The 20,273-nt window shown below is 62.5% G+C and carries 22 protein-coding genes; 6 read left to right on the forward strand and 16 right to left on the reverse strand.

The window, feature by feature from the left end:
- Position 1: 1 nt before the first annotated feature.
- From GSQ88_RS01085 to GSQ88_RS01095, 3 genes are all read right to left on the reverse strand, one after another.
- Positions 2 to 1,639, reverse strand: coding sequence for a GMC family oxidoreductase (locus GSQ88_RS01085; protein WP_159005387.1), 1,638 nt, complete (start codon positions 1,637 to 1,639; stop codon positions 2 to 4).
- Positions 1,640 to 1,676: 37 nt separating this feature from the next.
- Complete coding sequence (locus GSQ88_RS01090) at positions 1,677 to 2,222, reverse strand: sorbitol dehydrogenase family protein (protein WP_159005388.1); 546 nt, start codon at positions 2,220 to 2,222, stop codon at positions 1,677 to 1,679.
- Between the two features lie 191 nt (positions 2,223 to 2,413).
- Complete coding sequence (locus GSQ88_RS01095) at positions 2,414 to 2,569, reverse strand: Thivi_2564 family membrane protein (RefSeq protein ID WP_159005389.1); 156 nt, start codon at positions 2,567 to 2,569, stop codon at positions 2,414 to 2,416.
- Positions 2,570 to 2,761: 192 nt separating this feature from the next.
- Between GSQ88_RS01095 and GSQ88_RS01100 the strand changes: the two genes are divergently transcribed.
- On the forward strand, positions 2,762 to 4,855 hold the full coding sequence (locus tag GSQ88_RS01100) for a methyl-accepting chemotaxis protein (RefSeq protein ID WP_159005391.1): 2,094 nt from the start codon (positions 2,762 to 2,764) through the stop codon (positions 4,853 to 4,855).
- Positions 4,856 to 5,965: 1,110 nt separating this feature from the next.
- Here GSQ88_RS01100 and GSQ88_RS01105 read toward each other — a convergent pair.
- Complete coding sequence (locus tag GSQ88_RS01105; RefSeq protein WP_159005392.1) at positions 5,966 to 6,607, reverse strand: DUF2865 domain-containing protein; 642 nt, start codon at positions 6,605 to 6,607, stop codon at positions 5,966 to 5,968.
- A gap of 44 nt (positions 6,608 to 6,651) precedes the next feature.
- A complete protein-coding gene (locus tag GSQ88_RS01110) occupies positions 6,652 to 7,458 on the reverse strand; it encodes a L,D-transpeptidase (RefSeq protein ID WP_159005394.1) in 807 nt (268 codons plus the stop codon).
- A gap of 366 nt (positions 7,459 to 7,824) precedes the next feature.
- Between GSQ88_RS01110 and GSQ88_RS01115 the strand changes: the two genes are divergently transcribed.
- The 3 genes from GSQ88_RS01115 (at position 7,825) to GSQ88_RS01125 (ending at position 9,935) form a co-directional block, all read left to right on the forward strand.
- Complete coding sequence (locus GSQ88_RS01115; RefSeq protein ID WP_246735021.1) at positions 7,825 to 8,889, forward strand: AI-2E family transporter; 1,065 nt, start codon at positions 7,825 to 7,827, stop codon at positions 8,887 to 8,889.
- 105 nt (positions 8,890 to 8,994) lie between these two features.
- Positions 8,995 to 9,366, forward strand: a complete 372-nt coding sequence (locus GSQ88_RS01120; protein WP_159005397.1) for an ElaB/YgaM/YqjD family protein — start codon at positions 8,995 to 8,997, stop codon at positions 9,364 to 9,366.
- A 116-nt stretch (positions 9,367 to 9,482) separates the two neighbouring features.
- Complete coding sequence (locus GSQ88_RS01125) at positions 9,483 to 9,935, forward strand: hypothetical protein (RefSeq protein ID WP_159005398.1); 453 nt, start codon at positions 9,483 to 9,485, stop codon at positions 9,933 to 9,935.
- A gap of 267 nt (positions 9,936 to 10,202) precedes the next feature.
- Here the strand turns inward: GSQ88_RS01125 and GSQ88_RS01130 are convergent, their stop codons facing one another.
- From GSQ88_RS01130 to GSQ88_RS01140, 3 genes are all read right to left on the reverse strand, one after another.
- Positions 10,203 to 10,625 carry a hypothetical protein gene (locus tag GSQ88_RS01130; RefSeq protein ID WP_159005400.1) on the reverse strand — a complete coding sequence of 141 codons (423 nt, stop codon included), beginning with the start codon at positions 10,623 to 10,625 and terminating at the stop codon, positions 10,203 to 10,205.
- A 90-nt stretch (positions 10,626 to 10,715) separates the two neighbouring features.
- Positions 10,716 to 10,874, reverse strand: a complete 159-nt coding sequence (locus GSQ88_RS01135) for a hypothetical protein (protein ID WP_159005401.1) — start codon at positions 10,872 to 10,874, stop codon at positions 10,716 to 10,718.
- A gap of 174 nt (positions 10,875 to 11,048) precedes the next feature.
- Complete coding sequence (locus tag GSQ88_RS01140; protein WP_159005403.1) at positions 11,049 to 11,855, reverse strand: response regulator; 807 nt, start codon at positions 11,853 to 11,855, stop codon at positions 11,049 to 11,051.
- A gap of 233 nt (positions 11,856 to 12,088) precedes the next feature.
- On the opposite strand from GSQ88_RS01140, the gene GSQ88_RS01145 reads away from it, so the two are divergent.
- Positions 12,089 to 12,307: a NepR family anti-sigma factor gene (locus GSQ88_RS01145; RefSeq protein WP_159005405.1), complete on the forward strand. Its 219-nt coding sequence runs from the start codon at positions 12,089 to 12,091 to the stop codon at positions 12,305 to 12,307.
- Positions 12,307 to 12,855 carry a sigma-70 family RNA polymerase sigma factor gene (locus tag GSQ88_RS01150; RefSeq protein WP_159005406.1) on the forward strand — a complete coding sequence of 183 codons (549 nt, stop codon included), beginning with the start codon at positions 12,307 to 12,309 and terminating at the stop codon, positions 12,853 to 12,855. The genes GSQ88_RS01145 and GSQ88_RS01150 overlap by 1 nt, the downstream gene beginning before the upstream one ends.
- Before the next feature lie 210 nt (positions 12,856 to 13,065).
- Here the strand turns inward: GSQ88_RS01150 and GSQ88_RS01155 are convergent, their stop codons facing one another.
- The 8 genes from GSQ88_RS01155 to GSQ88_RS01190 form a co-directional block, all read right to left on the reverse strand.
- Complete coding sequence (locus GSQ88_RS01155) at positions 13,066 to 14,724, reverse strand: CHASE domain-containing protein (protein WP_159005407.1); 1,659 nt, start codon at positions 14,722 to 14,724, stop codon at positions 13,066 to 13,068.
- Between the two features lie 341 nt (positions 14,725 to 15,065).
- Entirely contained in the window at positions 15,066 to 15,704 is a 639-nt protein-coding gene (gene ureG / locus GSQ88_RS01160; protein ID WP_159005408.1) for an urease accessory protein UreG, read from the reverse strand.
- 233 nt (positions 15,705 to 15,937) lie between these two features.
- The gene (locus GSQ88_RS01165; RefSeq protein WP_159005409.1) at positions 15,938 to 16,735 is read right to left on the reverse strand and encodes an urease accessory protein UreF; all 798 of its coding nucleotides are present in this window, start codon (positions 16,733 to 16,735) and stop codon (positions 15,938 to 15,940) included.
- Positions 16,716 to 17,333: an urease accessory protein UreE gene (locus GSQ88_RS01170; RefSeq protein WP_159005410.1), complete on the reverse strand. Its 618-nt coding sequence runs from the start codon at positions 17,331 to 17,333 to the stop codon at positions 16,716 to 16,718. Before GSQ88_RS01170 ends, GSQ88_RS01165 begins: the two co-directional genes overlap by 20 nt.
- Before the next feature lie 121 nt (positions 17,334 to 17,454).
- A complete protein-coding gene (locus GSQ88_RS01175) occupies positions 17,455 to 17,754 on the reverse strand; it encodes a putative quinol monooxygenase (RefSeq protein ID WP_159005411.1) in 300 nt (99 codons plus the stop codon).
- Between the two features lie 26 nt (positions 17,755 to 17,780).
- Positions 17,781 to 18,080: a putative quinol monooxygenase gene (locus GSQ88_RS01180; protein ID WP_159005412.1), complete on the reverse strand. Its 300-nt coding sequence runs from the start codon at positions 18,078 to 18,080 to the stop codon at positions 17,781 to 17,783.
- Between the two features lie 48 nt (positions 18,081 to 18,128).
- Positions 18,129 to 19,844: an urease subunit alpha gene (gene ureC, locus GSQ88_RS01185; RefSeq protein ID WP_159005414.1), complete on the reverse strand. Its 1,716-nt coding sequence runs from the start codon at positions 19,842 to 19,844 to the stop codon at positions 18,129 to 18,131.
- A complete protein-coding gene (locus tag GSQ88_RS01190; RefSeq protein ID WP_159005415.1) occupies positions 19,829 to 20,269 on the reverse strand; it encodes an endonuclease domain-containing protein in 441 nt (146 codons plus the stop codon). The genes ureC and GSQ88_RS01190 overlap by 16 nt, the downstream gene beginning before the upstream one ends.
- Between the last annotated feature and the right edge of the window lie 4 nt (positions 20,270 to 20,273).

Consider the following 20,273-nt stretch of genomic DNA (forward strand, 5'->3'; position numbering starts at 1 on the left):
GTCAGCCTGCCTTGAGCTGACTGATGATCGCATCGCTCGCTTTCATCGCCAGCGCCACCATGGTCAGCGTGCTGTTGCCGCTGCCGCCGGTGGTCATCGCAGCGCCGCCGGGCAAAAACAGATTGGCGTGGTCGTGTGCGCGGCAATCAGCGTCCACCACCGATGCCGAGGGATCGTTGCCCATGATGCAACCACCCATGATGTGATCGCTATGGGCGAACTCGGTGCCGATCTCGCTTTCGGTCGCGCCCAGCTCGGCGATCAGCCGCTTGACGATCGGCACGCTGTATTGGTCGGCGCTGCGGCGGACGTAATCCCCGACATCATAATAGATGTTGGGCTTGTTGAGCCCAAGCCAATCCTTTTTGTCCGACAAGGTCAGGCGATTGATCGCCGAGGGCAGCGGCTCATGCTCAATAGTTACCTGGCCGGTGCAGGCGGCCAGCCGCCGGATCTCTGTATCCAGCGCCTTGCCGACCAGCCCCTTCTTCAAGGCGGCGACCCCAGCCTGGCCGCTTCGGGCCGCATTCTCCATCCGAATCAGCGCGCCGCTGTGCTCGCTACGAAATGCTCCCTGCGACGTATCCATGATGCTGCTGCTTTGCACCGGACCCACCCCGGTCCACATTGGCTCGGCCATGGTGATTTTGGCGATGATCTTCGGCTGATCCATCATGTTGCGTCCGACCTGGTCGGAACTGTTCGCGACGCCGTTGGGGTTTTGCTGATCCTTTGACAGCAGCAGGATTTTTGGTGTCTCGATCCCGTTGCAGGCAATGACGAAGAGCTTGCCGGTCACCCGGTGAGAAACCTTGTCCTGGTCGTAGAAATGCACCGCCTGAACCGCATTCTTCGACCCGGTTTCGACGCGATAGACCACCGCATTGGGCATAATGACGCCGCCCATGGATTCGATCTTCGGCAGGGTCGTTGCCGCGTCGTATTTCGCGCCAATCGGGCACACCGGAAAGCAATTATTGTTGCCGCAGCAGGGCGGCCTGTCATGATAGGAAATGCCGCTGTTACGCGCCTGCGCCGATGGGAGATTTCTAAGCCCAATCCTGGCCGCGGCATCGGTGAAGCGCTGCTCGCCCGGTCCGAACGGCGTCGGACCCATCGGATAGGGTTTTGAGCGGATCGGCGGCCATTGCAGCGCCGGATCGGACGGCCCGCACACCCCCATGGCGTACTCGGCGCGGGTGTAATACGGCTCCAGCGTATTGTAGTCGAACGCCCAGTCGCGGCCGACGCCGTAGAGCGATTTCAGCCGCATGTCGTCAGGCGTGAGACGCCAGCAAATGCCGGCCCAGTGCCAGGTGGCGCCTCCCGCATAGCGCACGTAGCCCTGCTGGTAGGCGCGCGCATCGGGGCCTTCGAGCTGAAGATAGTCGCCCGCCGAGGCCTCGCTATAGGTTTCCAGATGGGGCGCCCAGGGCTTTGGCGGATAGGCGGCGTCCCAATGCGCCTTGAGACTGGGCGGAAGGTTGCGAAAATTCTCGACGATTTGCCAGCGCTCGACGCGCGGGCCGGCCTCGAGCATCAGGACAGAACAGCCCGCCGCCAGCGCTTCCAATGCGATCGTGCAACCGACGACGCCAGTTCCGACGATAACAACATCCGCGCTGTCGGCATTTGCCATCGCATCCGTTCCCATTCGCTCGCGGCACAGAGAAGATTCAGAATTTCGGCATGTCGCTCAGTGGCGGCGCGGATGCATTCCATCCATTCGGCCCCGATATCGCGTAGGACGGAATCGTCATGACATCGCGGGTCGGCTGATACATCAGCGCCAGTTCGAACGCGAACACCGTGGACCCCGGCGCATCGACGATAACCCCGGTGTACCAGGCCGAAATGATCGCCAGCGCGGTATCCTTCAGCCTTCCTTCGGGCAGGTCTGGGAAAAAGTCTTCGACGATCTTCGCGTTCTTCTGGTGCGCGATTTCCAGGATCTGATCGATGTCCTGTTCGATGCCGGGATGGATGCTGCTGATGGCAGCCGCCATCCGCGCGCCGACATCGCCGTCCAGTTTATGGTCAATCAGCAGCGACGACACTTCCATGAATTTAGGCGCCGACAGTGCCGCAGAGGCGTCCAATGGAGCGGCGACCACGCGGGCGGATGACGCAAGGGCGCCCATCAACACGACGCTGCCGGCGAGAAAATCACGGCGCGCCAGGCTGTATTCGGAAGGACAATCATCGCGAACAGGCTGTTTCATGCCGCCCCCTCACAAAGCTTGCGAACGTGCTCGCCTGCGACAGTGTGTCCCGAAAACAAGGCGATAGCAACAAACGGGGCGACCGCTCGACGCGACAGATGCTGTCGTCATGCCTCCGTCACCGGGGCGGGCGCCTTGCGCCGCGCCGGTGACGATGAGGTTTGCCGTGACGTTGGGAAGCGCGAACGCGGCTAGAACACCGCGATGTATTTCAACAGCGAAATCACGCCGAGAATGATGACGACGACGCGCGCGATCTGCTTGGCGCGGCCATCGAGCGGCAACAGATTGATCAGATAAAGGATCAGAATAACGACCAGAAACGTAATGAGTACGCTGACAATCATCGGTAGCCCCCTTAAGCGCGATTGGCGTTGTTAGTGCCCCGTTAACGCCTGGGCCGCCGCCCGGTTCCACCCGCGGAACCCCCGATCAAAGGAAAAGCTGAACCTTTTCAAGCTCGCCGTAACGATAAGGCGCCATCCGAACGTAAATATTTACCAGTTTTCGCCACAATGCATGAAGCTTTGGGGGCATTCATGCTGAATCGTTTGACCGTATCGGCGCTTTTGAAAATCGTATTGCTGGCCACCTCGCTCTGGGTGGTCGTCGGAATTTCGCTCAATGCCTGGGATTCCTGGGGGCGCCTGCAGGCGGCCAACCGCATCTCGGTGATCGCGGATACCTCGGCCTACATGTTCAAGGCGATGCATAATTTGCGTACCGACCGATCGACCACCGACCGGTTGCTGAATGCCGAACCACCTGTCGACACCGACGTCGATAAATATCTGCGCGGCCTTCGCGACTCCGAGATGCCGGCCATGAGCCGCGCGCTCGAACTGCTGCCGACCATGCAGTTCTCGCAGCAGGCGACGCTGGTGCCGGAGTTCGATCGCCTGTTCAAGACGCTGACCGCCGAACAGAAGGAATTCTGGGACGACGTCGCCAAACCGAAGGCATCGCGCCGCGCCGCACTGCCGAAGGAATATCAGGAGACGACACAGGGCCTGCTCGATACCCTCGACAAATTGTCGGGCGCGCTTGCCGCCGCCGTCAATCACCAGGATGCGACGATCGATCAATTGCTGGCGATCAAGCAGGCCGCCTGGCTATTGCGCAACACCGCCGGCGAAGCCTCGCTGATCATCTCAAAGGGCCTCGCCGCCGGACGCATCAGCCCGGAGATTCACACCAACTACATCAAATTCTTCGGCGGCACCGCGATCGCCTGGAACGCGCTGGAGTTGGCGACCGGCGGGATGCAGTTGCCCCCGGCACTTTCCGCCGCGATGAGCGCCACCAAATCCGGCTATTTCGACCCGCAATATCTCGAACTGCGCGATCGCCTGATCAAGGCGCTGGTCGCGGGCGAGAAAGCCGAAATCACGGCCAACCAATGGAGCCCGCTGACGGTCGGGCGTATGGGCACGGCCGTCGGCGTCGCCGAGGCCGCCCTCGACGCCGCCCGCGATTACAGCGTGACGCAGCGCTCCGATGCCCAGCATTCGTTGACCTTGCAACTCGTGCTGCTGGCGCTCGCCATCGCGATGACCATCGGCGGCCTGACGGCGGTGACCCGCCGCGTCATCAAGCCGTTGCACAACATGCGCGACGCCATGCTGAAAGTCGCCGCCGGCGATCTCGTCGTCGACACCGGCTATGTCGATCGCCAGGACGAGATCGGCGCGCTGGCCGGCGCGCTCGAAACCTTCAAGCAGCAGGCGGTCGACAAGCTGCGGATCGAAGCCCAGGAGCGCGAACGCAATGCCGGCGCCGTGACGCGCCAGCAGGCGATGGAAGCCCATGTCGGCGAGTTCGAGACCATGGTGCACCAGACGCTGCGGCAACTGGGCGACGCATCGAGCCGGATGCGAGCGACCTCGTCGGATCTGTCGACGGTCTCCCGCCAGACCAACGCGCGCGTCGAGGTCGCCCAACGGGCTTCGGGCGAAGCCTCGATGAGCGTCGAGAGCGTGGCCTCCGCCTCGGAAGAACTGAGCGCCTCCATCAACGATATCAGCCAGCAGGCGGCGCATGCTGCCGGCATCGCCAGTCGCGCGGTCAACCAGGCCCGCGACACCGACAGCACGGTACAGGGTCTGGCCAAATCGGCGGGGCGGATCGGCGAAGTGGTCGGCCTGATCAACACCATCGCGGCGCAGACCAATTTGCTGGCGCTGAACGCGACCATCGAGGCGGCGCGCGCCGGCGAAGCGGGCCGGGGTTTCGCCGTGGTGGCTTCCGAGGTCAAATCGCTCGCGAGCCAGACCGCCAAGGCGACCGAGGAAATCTCCGGACAGATCGCAGACATTCAAAAGGTCGCGGGCGAGGCCATCGACGCCATCAAGGGCATCGGCAGCATCATCGGCGAGGTCAATGAGGTCGCAACCGCGATCGCCGCTGCCGTCCACGAACAGGGCGCCGCCACCCAGGAGATTTCGCGCAGCACGCAGCATGCGGCGCTCGGCACCAAGAACGTCTCCGACAATATCACCGGCGTCAAAGCCGACGCCGATGCCGCCGCGGCCGCCGCCGACGACGTCAACCTCGCCTCGCAGACGCTGGAAACGCAAAGCCAGCAACTCGGCAGCCAGGTGACGCAGTTCCTCGGCAAGATCCGCGCGGCGTGATGGGTTAGGTTCAAGTTTAGTTCGTCATCGTCGGGCATGGCCGTCAAGGACGGCGTCGCTCCACACCGCGCCGTCGTCCCCGCGAAGGCGGGGACCCATAACCCCTGGCGTTCATTGGCGCAGAAGGCATTTGCAACACTGCCAAAACGCGAGTCCTCGCCGTATGGGTCCCGGCGCGGAGGCCGGGACGACGTCGGTGGGTTCTTCGGATTCATTTTTCAAACAGCGGCGTCTGCGCAGACATAGTTTCGCCTTCTCGCGACACGCTGCGCCCGAGGTTTGCAAATTCATTTGCCCTCAAAAAAGAAAGAGGGCGCAGGGAAGACCGGGTGCGCGCTGCACCCGAGGTCTCATGTGCAAAAGCAAACAAGAAAACGCACATGAGCATACAGGTTCAGCGGAAGCAGTCCGGCCTTCCCTGCGCAATGGTGTTACAGCTTATATCGTGCTCTCCCCGGCGAGACCTGGCTTGCTTGTCACCGTCGCCCTCAAGAAGCGTGAACTCCTTGCGAACTTGACACCAGCCATTGGGGCGTCAGGACCACACGACTTTGCCGTCCGCGAGCGCTTGCGTTCGTCGTTCGCAAACTCCGCGTCCATCGCATCCTACCCGCGCGTTTCGTGACGTGCGCAACGCCCCTCTCGTCGGGTGGGACGCACGTAATACGCAACTGAGTTGGGTCAAAAGCAAAGCGGAATATTTTTTACGAAGAGGCTGGACAGGATTCCGCGTGCGAAGGTGATTTGCCCGTCGTGCCAATTTGTCGCAGTCGTCATCCTGAGGAGGCGCGAAGCGCCGTCTCGAAGTATGGTCGCAAGCACAGCGTTGAACAGCATCCTTCGAGACGCGGCCGAGTGGCCGCTCCTCAGGATGACGGTACCGTTGCCGCGCGCGATGACAGGCTCTGCGATATCCGGATTGTTCGGTGGTCCTGCATATCGCAAGTGCTTGCGAGCTACTTGCTTAGCCGCGAGTTTAGTTCGTCATGGCCGGGCTTGACCCGGCCATCCACGTCTTGCTTGCTGAAGCCGGGTTAAGACGTGGATGCCCGGGACAAGCCCGGGCATGACGAACGTGAAGTGGCGTAACAGGTCGCGACGATTAAGCTATTACTCCGACGCCACCACCGGAACGCGCTGATAGCGCGCGCTGATGCGTTGCGGGGCCGGCGAGAAATTCAGGGCGCCGCGTCTATCAGCGCCGCGGCCCACGCTCATCAACCCATCGGCGCCGGCGACGATGTCGCCCTTGCGAAGCGTCGGATCGTTTTCGATGTTGACCGGGGCGAGGCCGACCTGATCCTTGCCGTTGCAGGTGCAGCCCGCCACGATCTCGTTACGATAACGAAACGCATTCGGTAGCTCGGAATAAGGCTTGCCGGTTTCGGTCGCGGCGCTGTCGATATCGCCGCCATAGACCACCTTGGTTTCGCTCGCCGGACAGAAATTGTTGCACGACGCCGCGCGGCTTTGATTGTCGGATGCGGCAAGCGGGAAGTAACGCCCGTCGCAGGTGCGCACGCAATAGGCCTGGCCGCCGGCATAGCGCGAACGCGCCGCGACCTGCGGTACAGACGCCGTGTCGCCCTCATTGGCAAAGGGCAGCGGGATCGAGGGCACGCGCGGCCGGGCACCGAAGGCGCCGAACAGCGCAGAGAGAAAATCCTCGGCCTGGGCGGGCGGAGCCAGCATCGAGGCGCCTGCCGTCGCCACGGTCGCCAACGCCAACAGCCTGACGGATCTCCGGATCATGTTCGCCTCCCGGACCGAGTTGCCAACCTCAGTAAGCGCTAAACTCAGTAAATCGACGACGCCGACACGTTCATCGCCTCGCGACCTGACGACCGCACCGGCGCGGCGGTGCGAACAGCAACGGCGGCCGCACCAGGAGACGATGCCGCCCTGGCTTCGAGATGCGCGGCATTCTTCGGCAGCACCACGACCCTGGTCCCGACATCGACGCGGCTGAACAGGTCGGAGACGTCTTCATTGGTCAGGCGAATGCAGCCGGAGGAAACGAACTTGCCGATCGTGGTGGGATCGTTGGTGCCATGGATGCGGTATTCGCTGGAGCCGAGATACATCGCACGCGCGCCCAGCGGATTGCCGGGGCCGCCGGCCATGAAGCGCGGCAGATAGGGCTGACGCGCGATCATTTCCGCCGGCGGATGCCAATCGGGCCACTCGGCTTTCCGGCTGATGGTCTGGGTGCCGGCCCAGGTAAAGCCCTCGCGGCCGACGCCGACGCCGTAACGGATCGCCTGACCGCGGCCAAGCACGTAATAGAGCGCGGTGTTGCCGGTATCGATGATCACGGTGCCGGGCGCCTCGCGCGTGTCGATATTGACCACCGCGCGTCGCAGCCGCTCGGGCAGCACATTGTTGGACGGGCCACCATCGCCGTCGTCGCTCAGCGCAGGCTGATCGGGAGTAACCATGACGTTATCGGAAGGAAACTCAGGTTGCGGCGCAGAGGCGTAGCCGAGAAGCTGCGCGTTGGCTGCCGCTGGCAGAAGCGCCGCTACCGCCAAGGTCCCAGCAAGGATCAGCGCGCGGGTCGCGCGTTGTGGCTGCCTGCGAAAGCCTGCGAGATGCTGTGACATGTGCTGCCCCGTGGGGTGATGCGCATCGTTGCGATGCCCTGCACAACAAACGCGACCGCGGCATCCGGGTTCCCGTGCGATTCGAATCCAGGGCCACTCTGTCAACCCGCCGGCCTTCACGTTTCCGCGACGGAACTTTTGTCACGCAGCGTCATTAGCTGGTGGAGAGAGCCCAGTTCGCAATGCGAACTTGCATTGGAGTTGTTTTACCTCCGGGAGAGCCAGGTGCGTGTCCTTCCCAATGATCCTGCGGCTCCCAACAATCTTGCCAAGACTCTTGCCAAGGAGCCCCCTGCCAAGGACGCCGCGAAGAACGCTGCCAAGAACGCCGCAAACAGTCCTGCAAAAACCCCGGCTGGCGCGCCGCTGCCCGACAGCAAGGCCGAACTGCCGCCGGTGATCCGCCGCGCCGAGGTGGTGGCGTTCGCGCTGGTCGCGCTGCTGGTGATTTGCGTTGTCGCGGTTCTCTACGCCGCGAAAGCCTTCTTCCTGCCGATCGTATCGGCCTTCGTGGTCGGCACCATGCTATCGCCGGCGGCCGGCTTTCTGGAGCGCAGGCGAATTCCCCGCCCGGTGTCGGCGGTGCTGATCGTGGCCTCGGTGGGCGCCGGCGTCGCCTTCATGGTTGGCTTGATCTCCTCCCCGCTGATGGAATGGAGCACACGGCTGCCCGAACTGGGATCACAACTAAAGGACAAGCTGCATGTGTTCGACCGGCCGCTGGCGCTCTGGCATGAGCTTCAGGCGATGGTCGGCATGCCGGACGCGGGTTCGAACGGGGCGTTTGCGTTGCCTAAATTCGACTGGGTCGAACCCGCCGTCGGATTTCTATCGCCGACCTTCACCGAATTCCTGTTGTTCATCGCGACCTTGATCCTGTTCATTGCCAGTTGGCGCGACCTGCGGCGCGCGCTGGTCATGACATTCGGCGATCACGCCGCACGGCTTCGGATGCTGCGGATCCTCAATGAAATCGAGGCTAACCTCGGCGGCTATCTGCTGACGGTGACCATGATCAATTTCGGCGTCGGCGTCGCCACCGGGATCACCTGCGCGGTCACCGGGATGCCCAATGCGGCCGGGCTCGGCGCGTTGGCCGCGACCTTGAACTTCTTTCCGATCATCGGCCCGGTCGCGATGTTCGTGATCCTGGCGGTGGTGGGTGTCATCACAGCCTCCACAATCGGCATCGGCCTGATCGCAGCCCTATTGTTTGTCGGGATCACCTTTGTCGAAGGTCATTTTGTCACGCCGACCATCATCGGCCGCAGGCTCGAACTCAATGCGCTCGCGGTGTTCATGGCGCTGGCATTCTGGACCTGGCTGTGGGGACCGATGGGCGGCTTTTTGTCTTCGCCGCTCCTGATCGTAGCGCTCGTTCTCAAGGGGCATCTGATGCCGGAGGATTCGCCGCAACTACCAGCGGACTGAACGGCAAGTTCGCGCAAGAAACTTAGCGAGCAGCTTCGCGAGAAACTTCGTGAGGGAACTTTGGGAATTCCGGGGCGTTTGTCCCGGTAACTTAAGGAGCTTTTGATGTCGAGTACGGACGGCGAAGCCGCGATGAAAAATCTGACGGATAAAGCGACCTATGAACGCCTCGAGAAGGATGTAACAGCCGTGAAAAATGATATCGCAGCCCTCGCCGACCAGATCACCGACGTGCTCAACAGCTTCGCCGGCACCGCCAGCAAGCAGGCGCGCCGCGGCTACAAACAGGCTCGCGCCAATGTGGACCAAGCCGTCGACGATATGTCCGAGCGCGGCTCAGCCGCCATGGGCGCCGCGCACGATGCGGCCTATTCGATCGAGGAATCGCTGGAGGATGCGATTACGCAGCGCCCGCTCGCGACCGTGGGCCTCGCGCTTGGCCTCGGCTTCCTGATCGGCGCGGTGTGGCGACGCTGACGGCGGCCCACGCGGATTAGCGATGTCTGACCTCAATCCATCGATTATTTAGATGGCGCGGCGGCGGGCACCCGCCGCCGTTTTATGTATGAACACTTTTAGTACCGGGGCCGCCGATGTTTCAGCGCATGATCGATGATTTCAAGGACTCGGTGACAAATTCAGCGCGGCTGGCATCGCTGGCCGCCGCGATCGCGCTGACCTTGTTCATCGCGCTGGCGTTCCTGTGCGCCGCGGCCTTTGTTTATGTGCTGCAGACCCACGGCCTGATCGATGCCTGCTTGGCCGGTGCCGGCGTGTTTTTCGCCGTGACCGTGATCGCGGCGATCAGTTATCTGGTGCGCGCCAGGCGGATCAAGCGGATCAGGGCGCACGCCGCCGACCATAAGAAATCGCCGCTGCACAGCGCGCTCGCCGACCCGATGCTGGTCGCAACCGCACTCCAGCTGGTCCGCGCGATCGGCGTCAAACGACTGATCCCGATTTTGGCGGTCGGCGGCCTTGCGCTCGGGTTTTTAGCCACCCGCGGCGCCGCACGCACCAGTGACGATGCGTCGCCGGAGACGTGATCTTTTCAAACGTTGCTGATTTTTAAACTCTTCAGCATTCCCTGGAGGGGTCCGAGACGAGCGAAGCTCGTTCGCGGATCGGCTCGTGTTGAGCGTAGCGAAATGCGAGACGGGGTGGGGTGGGGCAACGTTATGGCACAACGCGTCGCCACCCCACCCCGCCGCTCTACCGGACGACGCTGCGCGTCGCTCGGGTCGCGTCGACCCTCCCCCTCCAGGGGAGGGTGAAGACGCGGGCCGACCCGCCGTAGCTGAAAATCTATCGCTTCAGGTCACGCAGCTCCCGGGCTGCAACCGCTTGGCAACTTCGGTCAGGACGCTGACGACGGGCTCGCAGGCCAGGGTCCTGCCGCTGCCGGACTTGATCAGAAGCGACGCGGGAGCGCCACCGCGGGCCACGACGACGACCGGCATCCGGATCAGAACCGAGGTATCGGCAACACCGCTCAGCCGCAGCGAGACGGTCTGGGTCTGGGTAGCAGGCCCGGCGACACGCGGGGCACGATCGGCCTTGGCGTCACGGTTGACGACGGCCTCAGTCGCCTCCGTCGAAGCGACTTGGGTCGCATTGATTTGGCCGGCGGCATCGCGTTGACCGAGATCGCGGCCCGACGCCACCGCGCCAAAGGTCAGCGAAAGCGCGATCGCGCCGAAGATACCCTTCGATATTCCGCAGGAAAGCTGTGCCATATTCGCAAATCCCATCGCCCCATGGCGATCACCGAAGTAACGCGCGCGGAACCCCGCGGGTTCTGGATGCCTGCGATCACTTAACCGTGTCTAAAAAAAGTTGACGGCGGCGGGAACGATTCCGGGCGCCTCGGCATTGCCCTGCCAGCCGGTCATCCCCCTGCCCCATTGACTGGCGACGTAGGGCGCGGCTGTGGTGATGCCAGCCGCGCCCTGCTTTTTTTTGGCGCCGGCAACGTCCATCAGCAAACTTAGATATTCACGTGTCGAAACGCCGCAGGCCCCGCCGTGCTGCGGCTCAAGAGATCGCGCCGGAGAGAATCCCGGATCAGATCATGATGCTGTCGGTCGACGACCAGCTGACGGGCAAACGGCCCCGCGATGACGCGAGGCCGTGCTATTTCGATCCGGAAGATGTCGAGATCAGGAAGCCGCTACCTTGGGCGTGCGGTTGCGCGAGTTGCGCTGGAAGAACAGCGCCTGGCTCGCGACCGCCGAGACCATCGCGGGCTGGAACGGTTTCGAAATCAGGAACGCCGGTTCGGGGCGTTCGCCGGTCAGGAAGCGTTCCGGATAGGCCGTGATGAAGACCACCGGCACCTCGAACACTTTCAGCAGTTCGTTGACGGCGTCGAGACCCGAGCTGCCGTCGGCGAGTTGAATGTCGGCCAGGATCAGGCCGGGCTTCTTGTTCTTGGCCAGCGCCACCGCATCCGCATGGGTGCGGGCGACGCCGATCACGTTGTGGCCGAGGTTCTTGACCAGGCTTTCGATGTCCATCGCAATGAAGGTCTCGTCCTCGATGATCAGTACGTCGGTCGCGATCTCGGCCGCCATTTCCCGCCCGGCCGTGTCGGCGAGCTTGCGGGTCTCGGCCACATCGACGCTCAGGATGAACGCGACTTCTTCCTCGGAAAAACCTTCCAGCGACAGCAGCAGGAAGGCCTGCCGCGGCAATGGCGTGATGTTGGAAAGCCGGCGCTCCGAGGGCATCGGCAGTGCCGCCACATCGGCATCGTCGTTCAACGAGACCGAATTCCAGATTCGGGTGAACAGCTGAAACAGGCCGGCGCGCGGGCCGTGCTGCTCATCGAGCAGCGCTGGGTCCTGCAGCAGCGCTTCGAGCATGGCTCCGACGTAAGCATCACCCGACGCCTGGTTGCCGGTCAAGGCACGGGCATAGCGCCGCAATAACGGTAGATGTTCAGCAACAAGCTGCGATCGGGACATCCCCACTCCATCTCATATCTTTGGGTCAAGATACCTGGCGGGGTGACCCGGGCTCCCCTGTTACGCCTGTTTACGCCCGAAGGCGCCAAAAGTTCCGAGAAAAGTTCCCGGGCGCCGGAACTTTCCGGCAGACTTTGAATTAGCCTCCCTACAGAGCCCGTAACGGCTCCAGATCCCAAGGATAATTCTTGACTATTCAGGGACTTAACTCTCGGGGAAGCGTGGATAAGGTCATGAAAGATGTGAAGTCGAGGAATGCCGCACCCGGCAAGCAAGGCGGGCTGAACGCCGAAATCCAATCCAGGATCGGCCATCAGCTCCGCGCCATGTACGACGACGTCGTGCGGCAGGGGGTGCCCGACCGCTTCGCGGAGTTGATCCGAAAACTCGATACGCCCGAGGGCAATGCCCAATTGGGAGCCGCGGGCGACAAAAATGACGGGAGGGAGTAATGCCTCTCACAGATTCACTTCGCGACGACATCCTGGCGTCGGTCCCCAGCCTGCGCGCCTTCGCCATCTCGCTCAGCGGCAATGGCGATCGCGCCGACGATCTGGTGCAGGAAACACTGCTGCGCGCGCTGGCTAACATCGACTCGTTCCAGCCCGGCTCCAACCTGCCGGCATGGCTGTTCACGATCCTGCGCAACCTGTTCCGCTCCGACTATCGCAAGCGGCGGCGGGAGGTCGAGGATGCCGACGGCAGCTACGCCAAAACGCTGAAGACCCAGCCGGCCCAAAGCGCCCATCTGGAATTCGAGGAATTCCGCCTGGCGCTGGAAAAACTGCCGCAGGACCAGCGTGAAGCGCTGATCCTGGTCGGCGCCTCCGGCTTCTCCTACGAGGATGCGGCGGCGATCTGCGGCTGCGCGGTCGGCACCATCAAGAGCCGCGTCAACCGGGCGAGGTCGAAACTCAGCGCCCTGCTCTATGTCGACGGCGCCGAGGATTTCGGCCCCGACGAGACGGTGCGCGCCGTGATCGGCGGCAGCGGCGGTTAGCCGACCTCCTCTCTCTCTCTCGCCCCGCGCTTGCGGGGAAAGGGTGGGGTGAGGGGCTCTTGCAGCGAGTTTTGACTCGCGGATAAGCCCCCTCACCCGAAATTCGCTTTGCGAATTTCGACCTCTCCCCGCCGGGGAGAGGTGAAGTCGCAACCGATTCAACCGCTTCGCCGGTTCAGTTCAACATCATCCCGCTCTACCTGGCCGGCTCTACCGCACCCGCTTGACCGGCGCCTTGAATTGCTCGGTGCGGTCTCTTTCCGTCATGTCGATGACGGTCTCCATCGGCGCGGTGAGTTCGTAGACGTAACTCACGTCGGTAAAATAACGCTGCGATGTGCCACCGAGCGCCTCCGGCGCCACCCGGTCGAGCAGGATGACACCGAAATCAGTATCCTCGCGACGGGTCGCCGCACTGGTGTTGAATTCCTCCCAGCGAAAATGAAAGGTCGCCTCGGGCGCTTCGCCGGTCACTTCCCAATGCGCCACGATGTGCGGATGCTTGCCGACCAGCGACAGCCCCTCATCCGAGTGCGATGCCAGTTCGAAGAACAACAGCGACAGGCTCTGCGCGGCCCGGGCGCTGACCGAGATATCGGGACCGCTGACCGCGATGCGTTCGGCGTGAGGTATCGCGCGCGCCTCGAACAGGCCCTTGAGTTTCACGCCCTGCCACTGGCTTTCGCTGAGTAGCGAGACCACGTTCGACATCGCATGGATGCGGCCGATCAAGAGTTCGCGCGCGACATCGATATCGGCGCCATGGCGCAGCGTGCGCGTCACGATCGACTGGATCACCGCCAGGATGTTCTTGACCCGATGATTGAGCTCGTCGATCACCGCGGTCAGCCGGCGCTCGAAGCCGATTCTGACCTGGATTTCGCGGCTCAGCCGCAAATTGTTGTAGGCGACATATCCGAACAGCCCGCAGATGATGCCGGTCAGCGCCAGGCCGATCGCCGCCACGATCGCGGCGGTCTGCGCCGCGCGCTTCACCGCGTTGGTCTTGGCATAATAACTGAGCGACCAGTCGCGGCCGCCGAACGTCACCGTTCTGGTCGCCGACGGTGCGGGTCCCTCGGGGTTGGCGATCCGCGAGGCCACGATCCCCTGATCGTTGGCGATCAGCTCGCTATTGGCGCTGCGGGGATCCTTCAACACCACCGAGAATAGCGACAGATCGTCATTCGTCAGCATCAGCGGCGCCAACTCGTAGGAAAATGTAACGAATCCCGCCGGCGAATTGCCGTCGTCCTGCTGCACCGGAGCGGCGAGAACGAGGCCGACCGCTCCATCCGGACGCATCAGCGAAACCGGATCCGACGCGACGGGCTTGCCGCCCGCCATGGCCTGCGTGAACATGGTGCCCAGGATCGGATTCTGATCGAGGGAACGGCCGGGGAATGCCATCGTCTTGTCGTTACGGGGTTCGACGTCCATCACCACGTCGATCGGCTGGGTCAGCGACCGGGTATCCCGCGGCGAATCATTGTAGCTGCGGATCGTGGGGTCGGGGAAACCGGCCTTCATCAACTCGGCGCGCGCGGCATCCAGTTCGTTCGGCTTGAGCCGGGCGATCCAGCTGGCGACCACGAAATCCGTCTTGAAGGCATAGATCGACGCCCGCAACGGTTGCAGCATATCGGCCTTGATCACCGATGGTGCATGAAACAGGCCCGAGGCGACGCGGGCCAGCAGTTCGCGCTCGGTCAGCCGGTCCTGCACCAGGCTGGCATGAACGTCGATCGCGCGCGCCATGGCGATGCCGTCGAGCGTGAGCTCCTGATCGTGCACGCGATAGGCCGCAAGACCGGAGAGCAGCACCCCGATAAGCGCAATAAAGCCGATGATGAAGCCTAGCCGAACCACCCGCTTACTCGAAAATGAGAGGTTGGCGTGAAAATGGATTAAGCATGTGATATTCGCCGCGGCGGCAACAGACTGAAACAGAACGCGGGCCAACCGTGAGACATATTGAAGGAGCGATCATGGCTACGCAACTACGGAGGGGACGAGAACGACGCTGCCCCGCCTTCGAGACGCTGGATGGGCGGCGCCAGAGTTCATCAATCGCCTTGCGCCGGTTTGGTTCCATCTCGAGGCCGGAAAATTCGCACGTGCCGGGCGCACTGCAACGCAAGCATTGATAAATTCGATCGATCGGCTTTTGCCAGGCTTTATTGATTAACCTGGTCGGTTAGCTGGCCTTGTCAGATCGCCTTGGTCGGTGCCGCCGGGGTGAGCCCGCCCTTGGCTTCGATGAAGCCGATGATGCGATCAAGACCGTCGCTTTTCTTCAAATTGGTCATGACAAACGGCCGCGTACCGCGCATCCGCCGCGCATCGGTGTCCATCTTCTCCAGCGAGGCGCCGACATGCGGCGCGAGGTCGATCTTGTTGATCACCAGGAGATCGGAGCGGGTGATGCCGGGGCCGCCCTTGGAGGGGATCTTGTCGCCGGCGGCGACGTCGATGACATAGATCGTGAGATCGGCGAGTTCGGGTGAGAACGTGGCGGCCAGATTGTCGCCGCCGGATTCGATCAGCACCAGATCGAGATTCGGAAATTTCGCGCGCATGTCGGCGACCGCGGCGAGATTCATCGAGGCGTCCTCGCGGATCGCGGTATGCGGGCAGCCGCCGGTCTCGACGCCGGCAATGCGATCCGGCGTCAACGACCCCGAGCGCACCAGGAATTCCGCGTCCCATTTGGTGTAGATGTCGTTGGTGATCGCGGCGATATCATAGCGCTCCCGCATCGACTTGCAGAGCAGGTCCATCAACGCGGTCTTGCCCGATCCGACGGGGCCACCGATGCCGATCCGAAGCGGGCCGTGAGATTTTGTCATTTAGAAAATGTCCCCCGATGTCGTCCCGGCATTCAAGCCTATAAAGCTAACTCGGACGTCATCCCCGGGACGAACGCGGAGCGTTCGCCCGTGAGGTGCGAGCCCTTGCGAGCCTCGAAGGATGGTGTTCCGCGCAGTGCGTGCAGCCATCCTTCGAGACGCGGCCAAGTGGCCGCTCCTCAGGATGACGGCTCCGGCGGGTCCCGGCGAGATGACGTGTCGAATATCCGCCATCATGACCTGAACAGCCGCGTGTATTGCGTCTCGTGCCGCATGCCGGCGAGGTCGGCGCGAAAGGTCGCGCTGCCGAGATCGTCCAGCGTGGCCGCGAGCGCGCGAGCGCCGGTGGCGGCGACGACCGGCTCCAGCGCGGCGAGCACACGCTGACTGTCGGTCTGGCCCAACGGGACCAGCCGCGCGCCGGCGGATATCCAGTTCGACGTCAAAGCATGAAAGAATGCATGCATGGTCGGCGCCAGTGCGATTCCATGCGCCGCGCTGACGATGCCGACCGCGACCGGATAAACGATCGCGCCGTCGCAACCGGCAACCATCGGGTCGAGGCCATTGCAATTCCACGCCGAGCGCGCGATCTCGATGAACGCGCGCCCCTGCGCCGAGCTCTCGAGCTGGCGCTCGCGCGACGGCACGAAGGCCGCCGCCAGTTCCGCGAGTTCGCGTAAGGCCATCTGATCGCCGGACGCCGCGGCCCGATGCGCCTGCGCCAGAAACACGCCGTCGCAAAATCCGGACCCATCGGCCAGCATCGCCGCCAGCCAATCGCGCAACGAAGCCGCGTCGACGATATCGCCGGCCTCCACCGCCCATTCGATGCCGCTCGAATAGGAGAACGATCCGACCGGAAATGACGGCGACAGCCACGTCATCAGCCGGTACAGCGCCGCGGCCTCGGGTTCGTTCAGGCCTGCCGGATCAGCCGCGGAGGTCGTAGACGATTCCCCAACCGTATTGGTTGCCGCGATCGCGCGCCGCCGAGGTTTGGGCCCAGGCTTATTTGTGATCATGAGCATGGGGGTGACCGTGGTGATGCTCATGCTCGCAATGCTCATCATGGTGATGATGGCCGCCATGATCTTGGTCGTGCGCGTGCGATGCATGATCATGCGCATCGTGATGGTCATGTGCTTGATGTTCGTGGGCGTGTTCGTGACCATGGCCGTGGTCCGAAGCATGGCCGGCGTCGGCATAGGCGCCGCCCTCGGGATCGAACGGTGCCTCGATCTCGATAATGCGTGCGCCCAATCCCTGCACCATGGCTTCGATGACATGATCGCGCCGGATCCGCAGGCCTTTGCCGGTGATCTGCGTCGGCAGATGGCGATTGCCGAGATGCCAGGCGACCCGGACCAGATGGTGCGGATCGACGCCGCGGATCTCCACCAGCGGCTCCGGCGCCGCGATCACCTCGATCAACCTGTTATCGTCGAGCACCAGCGCATCGCCACCGCGCAGCGCCACCGCGTTTTCGAGGTCGAGCAGGAATTCAAGCCCTCTTGTGCCCGTCATCGCCATCCGCCGCCGGTGCCGATCGTCGAAATCGAGAACGATCGTATCGGCCGGCGTTTGGGTCCAGCGGTGCTGTCCGAGAACTTTGGTGGCGCGGATCATCGAAACCTTCGTGTTGACGGTTAGATCGGAATGACTCTTCTTCGAATCGTCATCCCGCTCTAACTCTTCGATTTAAGCATGATCTTTCGAAAAACCGGTATCCACTTTTCCGGATCATGCTCTAGAGCTTCTGGACGGTGCCGTCGCTGATGATCTCGATCACCGTCGGCGCCGTCTTCATCTGCGCGGAGTATTCACGCCACACTTTCATGTGCGGCGCCTTGCCATGGGCGTTGAGATCGTCGCGGGTCTCCCAGCGTTCGACCACCACATACCGATTGGGATCATTGACGCTGACGTGACCCTCATAGGAGAGGCAGCCCTTCTCCTTGAGCGTTTCGGCGATGCAGGCCTTGTGCCCCTTGATAAAGTCGTCCTTGTTTTCCGGCTTCATCGGCGTGGTCGCGATGACATAGATCATGATGGCTCTCCCGTTTTTGTTCTTGCTTAGCGGACGTCGACCTTTTCGGGCGTAATCACCTCGATCCGCGGCGGCGCCGTGATGCATTTCACGACCACGCGGCCGAACGTCTTCATGTGCTCGACGGTGCGGTGCGGCACCAGCGCCTCGGCATTTTCCCACTGCTCGACGAACACCATCTTGGAATGATCGGTGACGCTTTCATGCAGATCGTAGGCGATATTGCCCGGCTCTTTACGGACTTCCTTGATGCAGGCGGTGGCCGCGGCGATGAATTCGGCGTGGGATTCGGGCTTGATGGTCAGGGTAGCGACGACATAGATCACGGAAAATCCTCCCGGCGTTTGTTCTGGCTTTGATCGCCGGGAGGGAGTTTAGAACATGAAATAGCGCTGCGCCATGGGCAGCACCTCGGCCGGCGCGCAGGTCAGCAATTCGCCGTCGGCGCGCACCTCATAGGTCTCAGGATCGACCTCGATCTTGGGCGTGGCGCCGTTGTGAATCATGCTCTTCTTGGAGATGCCGTCACGTGTATTCTGCACCGCGTAGAGCTTTTTGCCGATGCCGAGCTTTCGCGCGAGACCGCCGGTGATGGCGGCTTTCGAGGTGAACACCACCGAGGACGCGGTCAGCGCTTTGCCGTAGGCGGCGAACATCGGCCGGTAGTGCACCGGCTGCGGGGTCGGGATCGACGCATTGGGGTCGCCCATAGGTGCTGCCACGATCGAGCCGCCCTTGACGACGCAGTCCGGCTTGACGCCGAAGAACGCGGGCGACCAAAGCACGAGATCCGCCATCTTGCCCTTTTCCACCGAACCGATCAGCTTTGAGACGCCGTGCGCGATCGCCGGATTGATGGTGTATTTGGCGATGTAGCGCTTAACGCGGAAATTGTCGTTGTCCTTGCCTTTGTCCTCGGGCAACGAACCGCGTTGCTTCTTCATCTTGTCGGCGGTCTGCCAGGTGCGGATGATGACTTCGCCGAGCCGGCCCATGGCTTGCGAATCCGACGACATCATCGAGAGCGCGCCGAGGTCGTGCAGGATATCTTCCGCCGCGATGGTTTCTTTCCGGATGCGGCTTTCGGCGAACGCCAGATCTTCGGCGATTGAGGGATCGAGATGGTGGCACACCATCAGCATGTCCAGATGCTCGTCGATGGTGTTGCGCGTGAACGGCCGGGTCGGATTGGTCGAGGACGGCAGCACGTTCTTCAGGCCGGCGATCTTGATGATATCGGGCGCGTGGCCGCCGCCGGCGCCTTCGGTATGGAAGGCGTGAATGGTGCGGCCCTTGAACGCCTTGACCGTGTCCTCGACAAAGCCGGATTCATTCAACGTATCGGAATGGATCATGACCTGGATGTCGTAATCGTCGGCGACGGAGAGGCAGTTGTCGATCGCCGCCGGTGTGGTGCCCCAATCTTCGTGCAGCTTGAGCGCGCAGGCGCCGCCCTTGATCATCTCGACGAGAGACGCCGGACGCGATGCATTGCCCTTGCCGGAAATACCGAGATTAACCGGAAACGCATCGAACGACTGGATCATCCGCCCCATATGCCAGGGTCCGGGCGTGCAGGTCGTTGCAAAGGTGCCGTGCGACGGCCCGGTGCCGCCGCCCAGCATCGAGGTGACGCCCGACATCAGCGCATGCTCGATCTGCTGCGGGCAGATGAAATGGATGTGGCTGTCGAAGCCGCCGGCGGTGAGGATCTTGCCTTCGCCCGCGATCACATCGGTGCCGGGACCGATCACGATGGTCACGCCCGGCTGGATATCCGGATTGCCAGCCTTGCCGATGGCGCTGATATAGCCTTCCTTGATCGCGACATCGGCTTTGACGATGCCCCAATGATCGACGATCAGCGCGTTGGTGATGACGGTATCGGCCGCGCCCTGTTTGTTGGTGACCTGCGACTGCCCCATGCCGTCGCGGATCACCTTGCCGCCACCGAACTTCACCTCCTCGCCATAGATCGTGAAATCCTTCTCGACCTCGATGATCAGGTCGGTATCGGCCAGCCGCACCCGGTCGCCGGTGGTGGGGCCGAACATGTCGGCATAGACGGAACGCTTTATTTTGACGGACATGAATTCGCTCCATCAGCAGAATTGTTCCCTCCCCCCTTGCGGGGGAGGGTTAGGGAGGGGGGTGCAACTTGCGCCGCGGCCAGATCGATCGCCAGCACGACACCTTCGAGGTTCTTCATCACATCATCATTGGTGAACCGCAGCACACGATATCCACGCGACGCGAACCATTCGTCGCGTCGACCGTCATGGCGAATGCGTTCTTCGAAATCGTGGCTTTCACCATCGACTTCGACGATGAGCTTGCAGGAATGCGCGACAAAATCCGCGATATAATTTCCCATCGGGCTTTGGCGGCGAAAACCGAGCATCGCCAATCGGTGCGCTTTCAGGTGACGCCACAACAGGGTTTCTGCGCGCGTCATCGAGCGTCTCAGTTGTTTGGCACGGGCGCGTTGAATCTTGCGGACCTCGTTGTGCGGCATACCC

The organism is Bradyrhizobium sp. S69, assembly GCF_009766005.1.
Classification (GTDB): Bacteria; Pseudomonadota; Alphaproteobacteria; order Rhizobiales; family Xanthobacteraceae; genus Bradyrhizobium.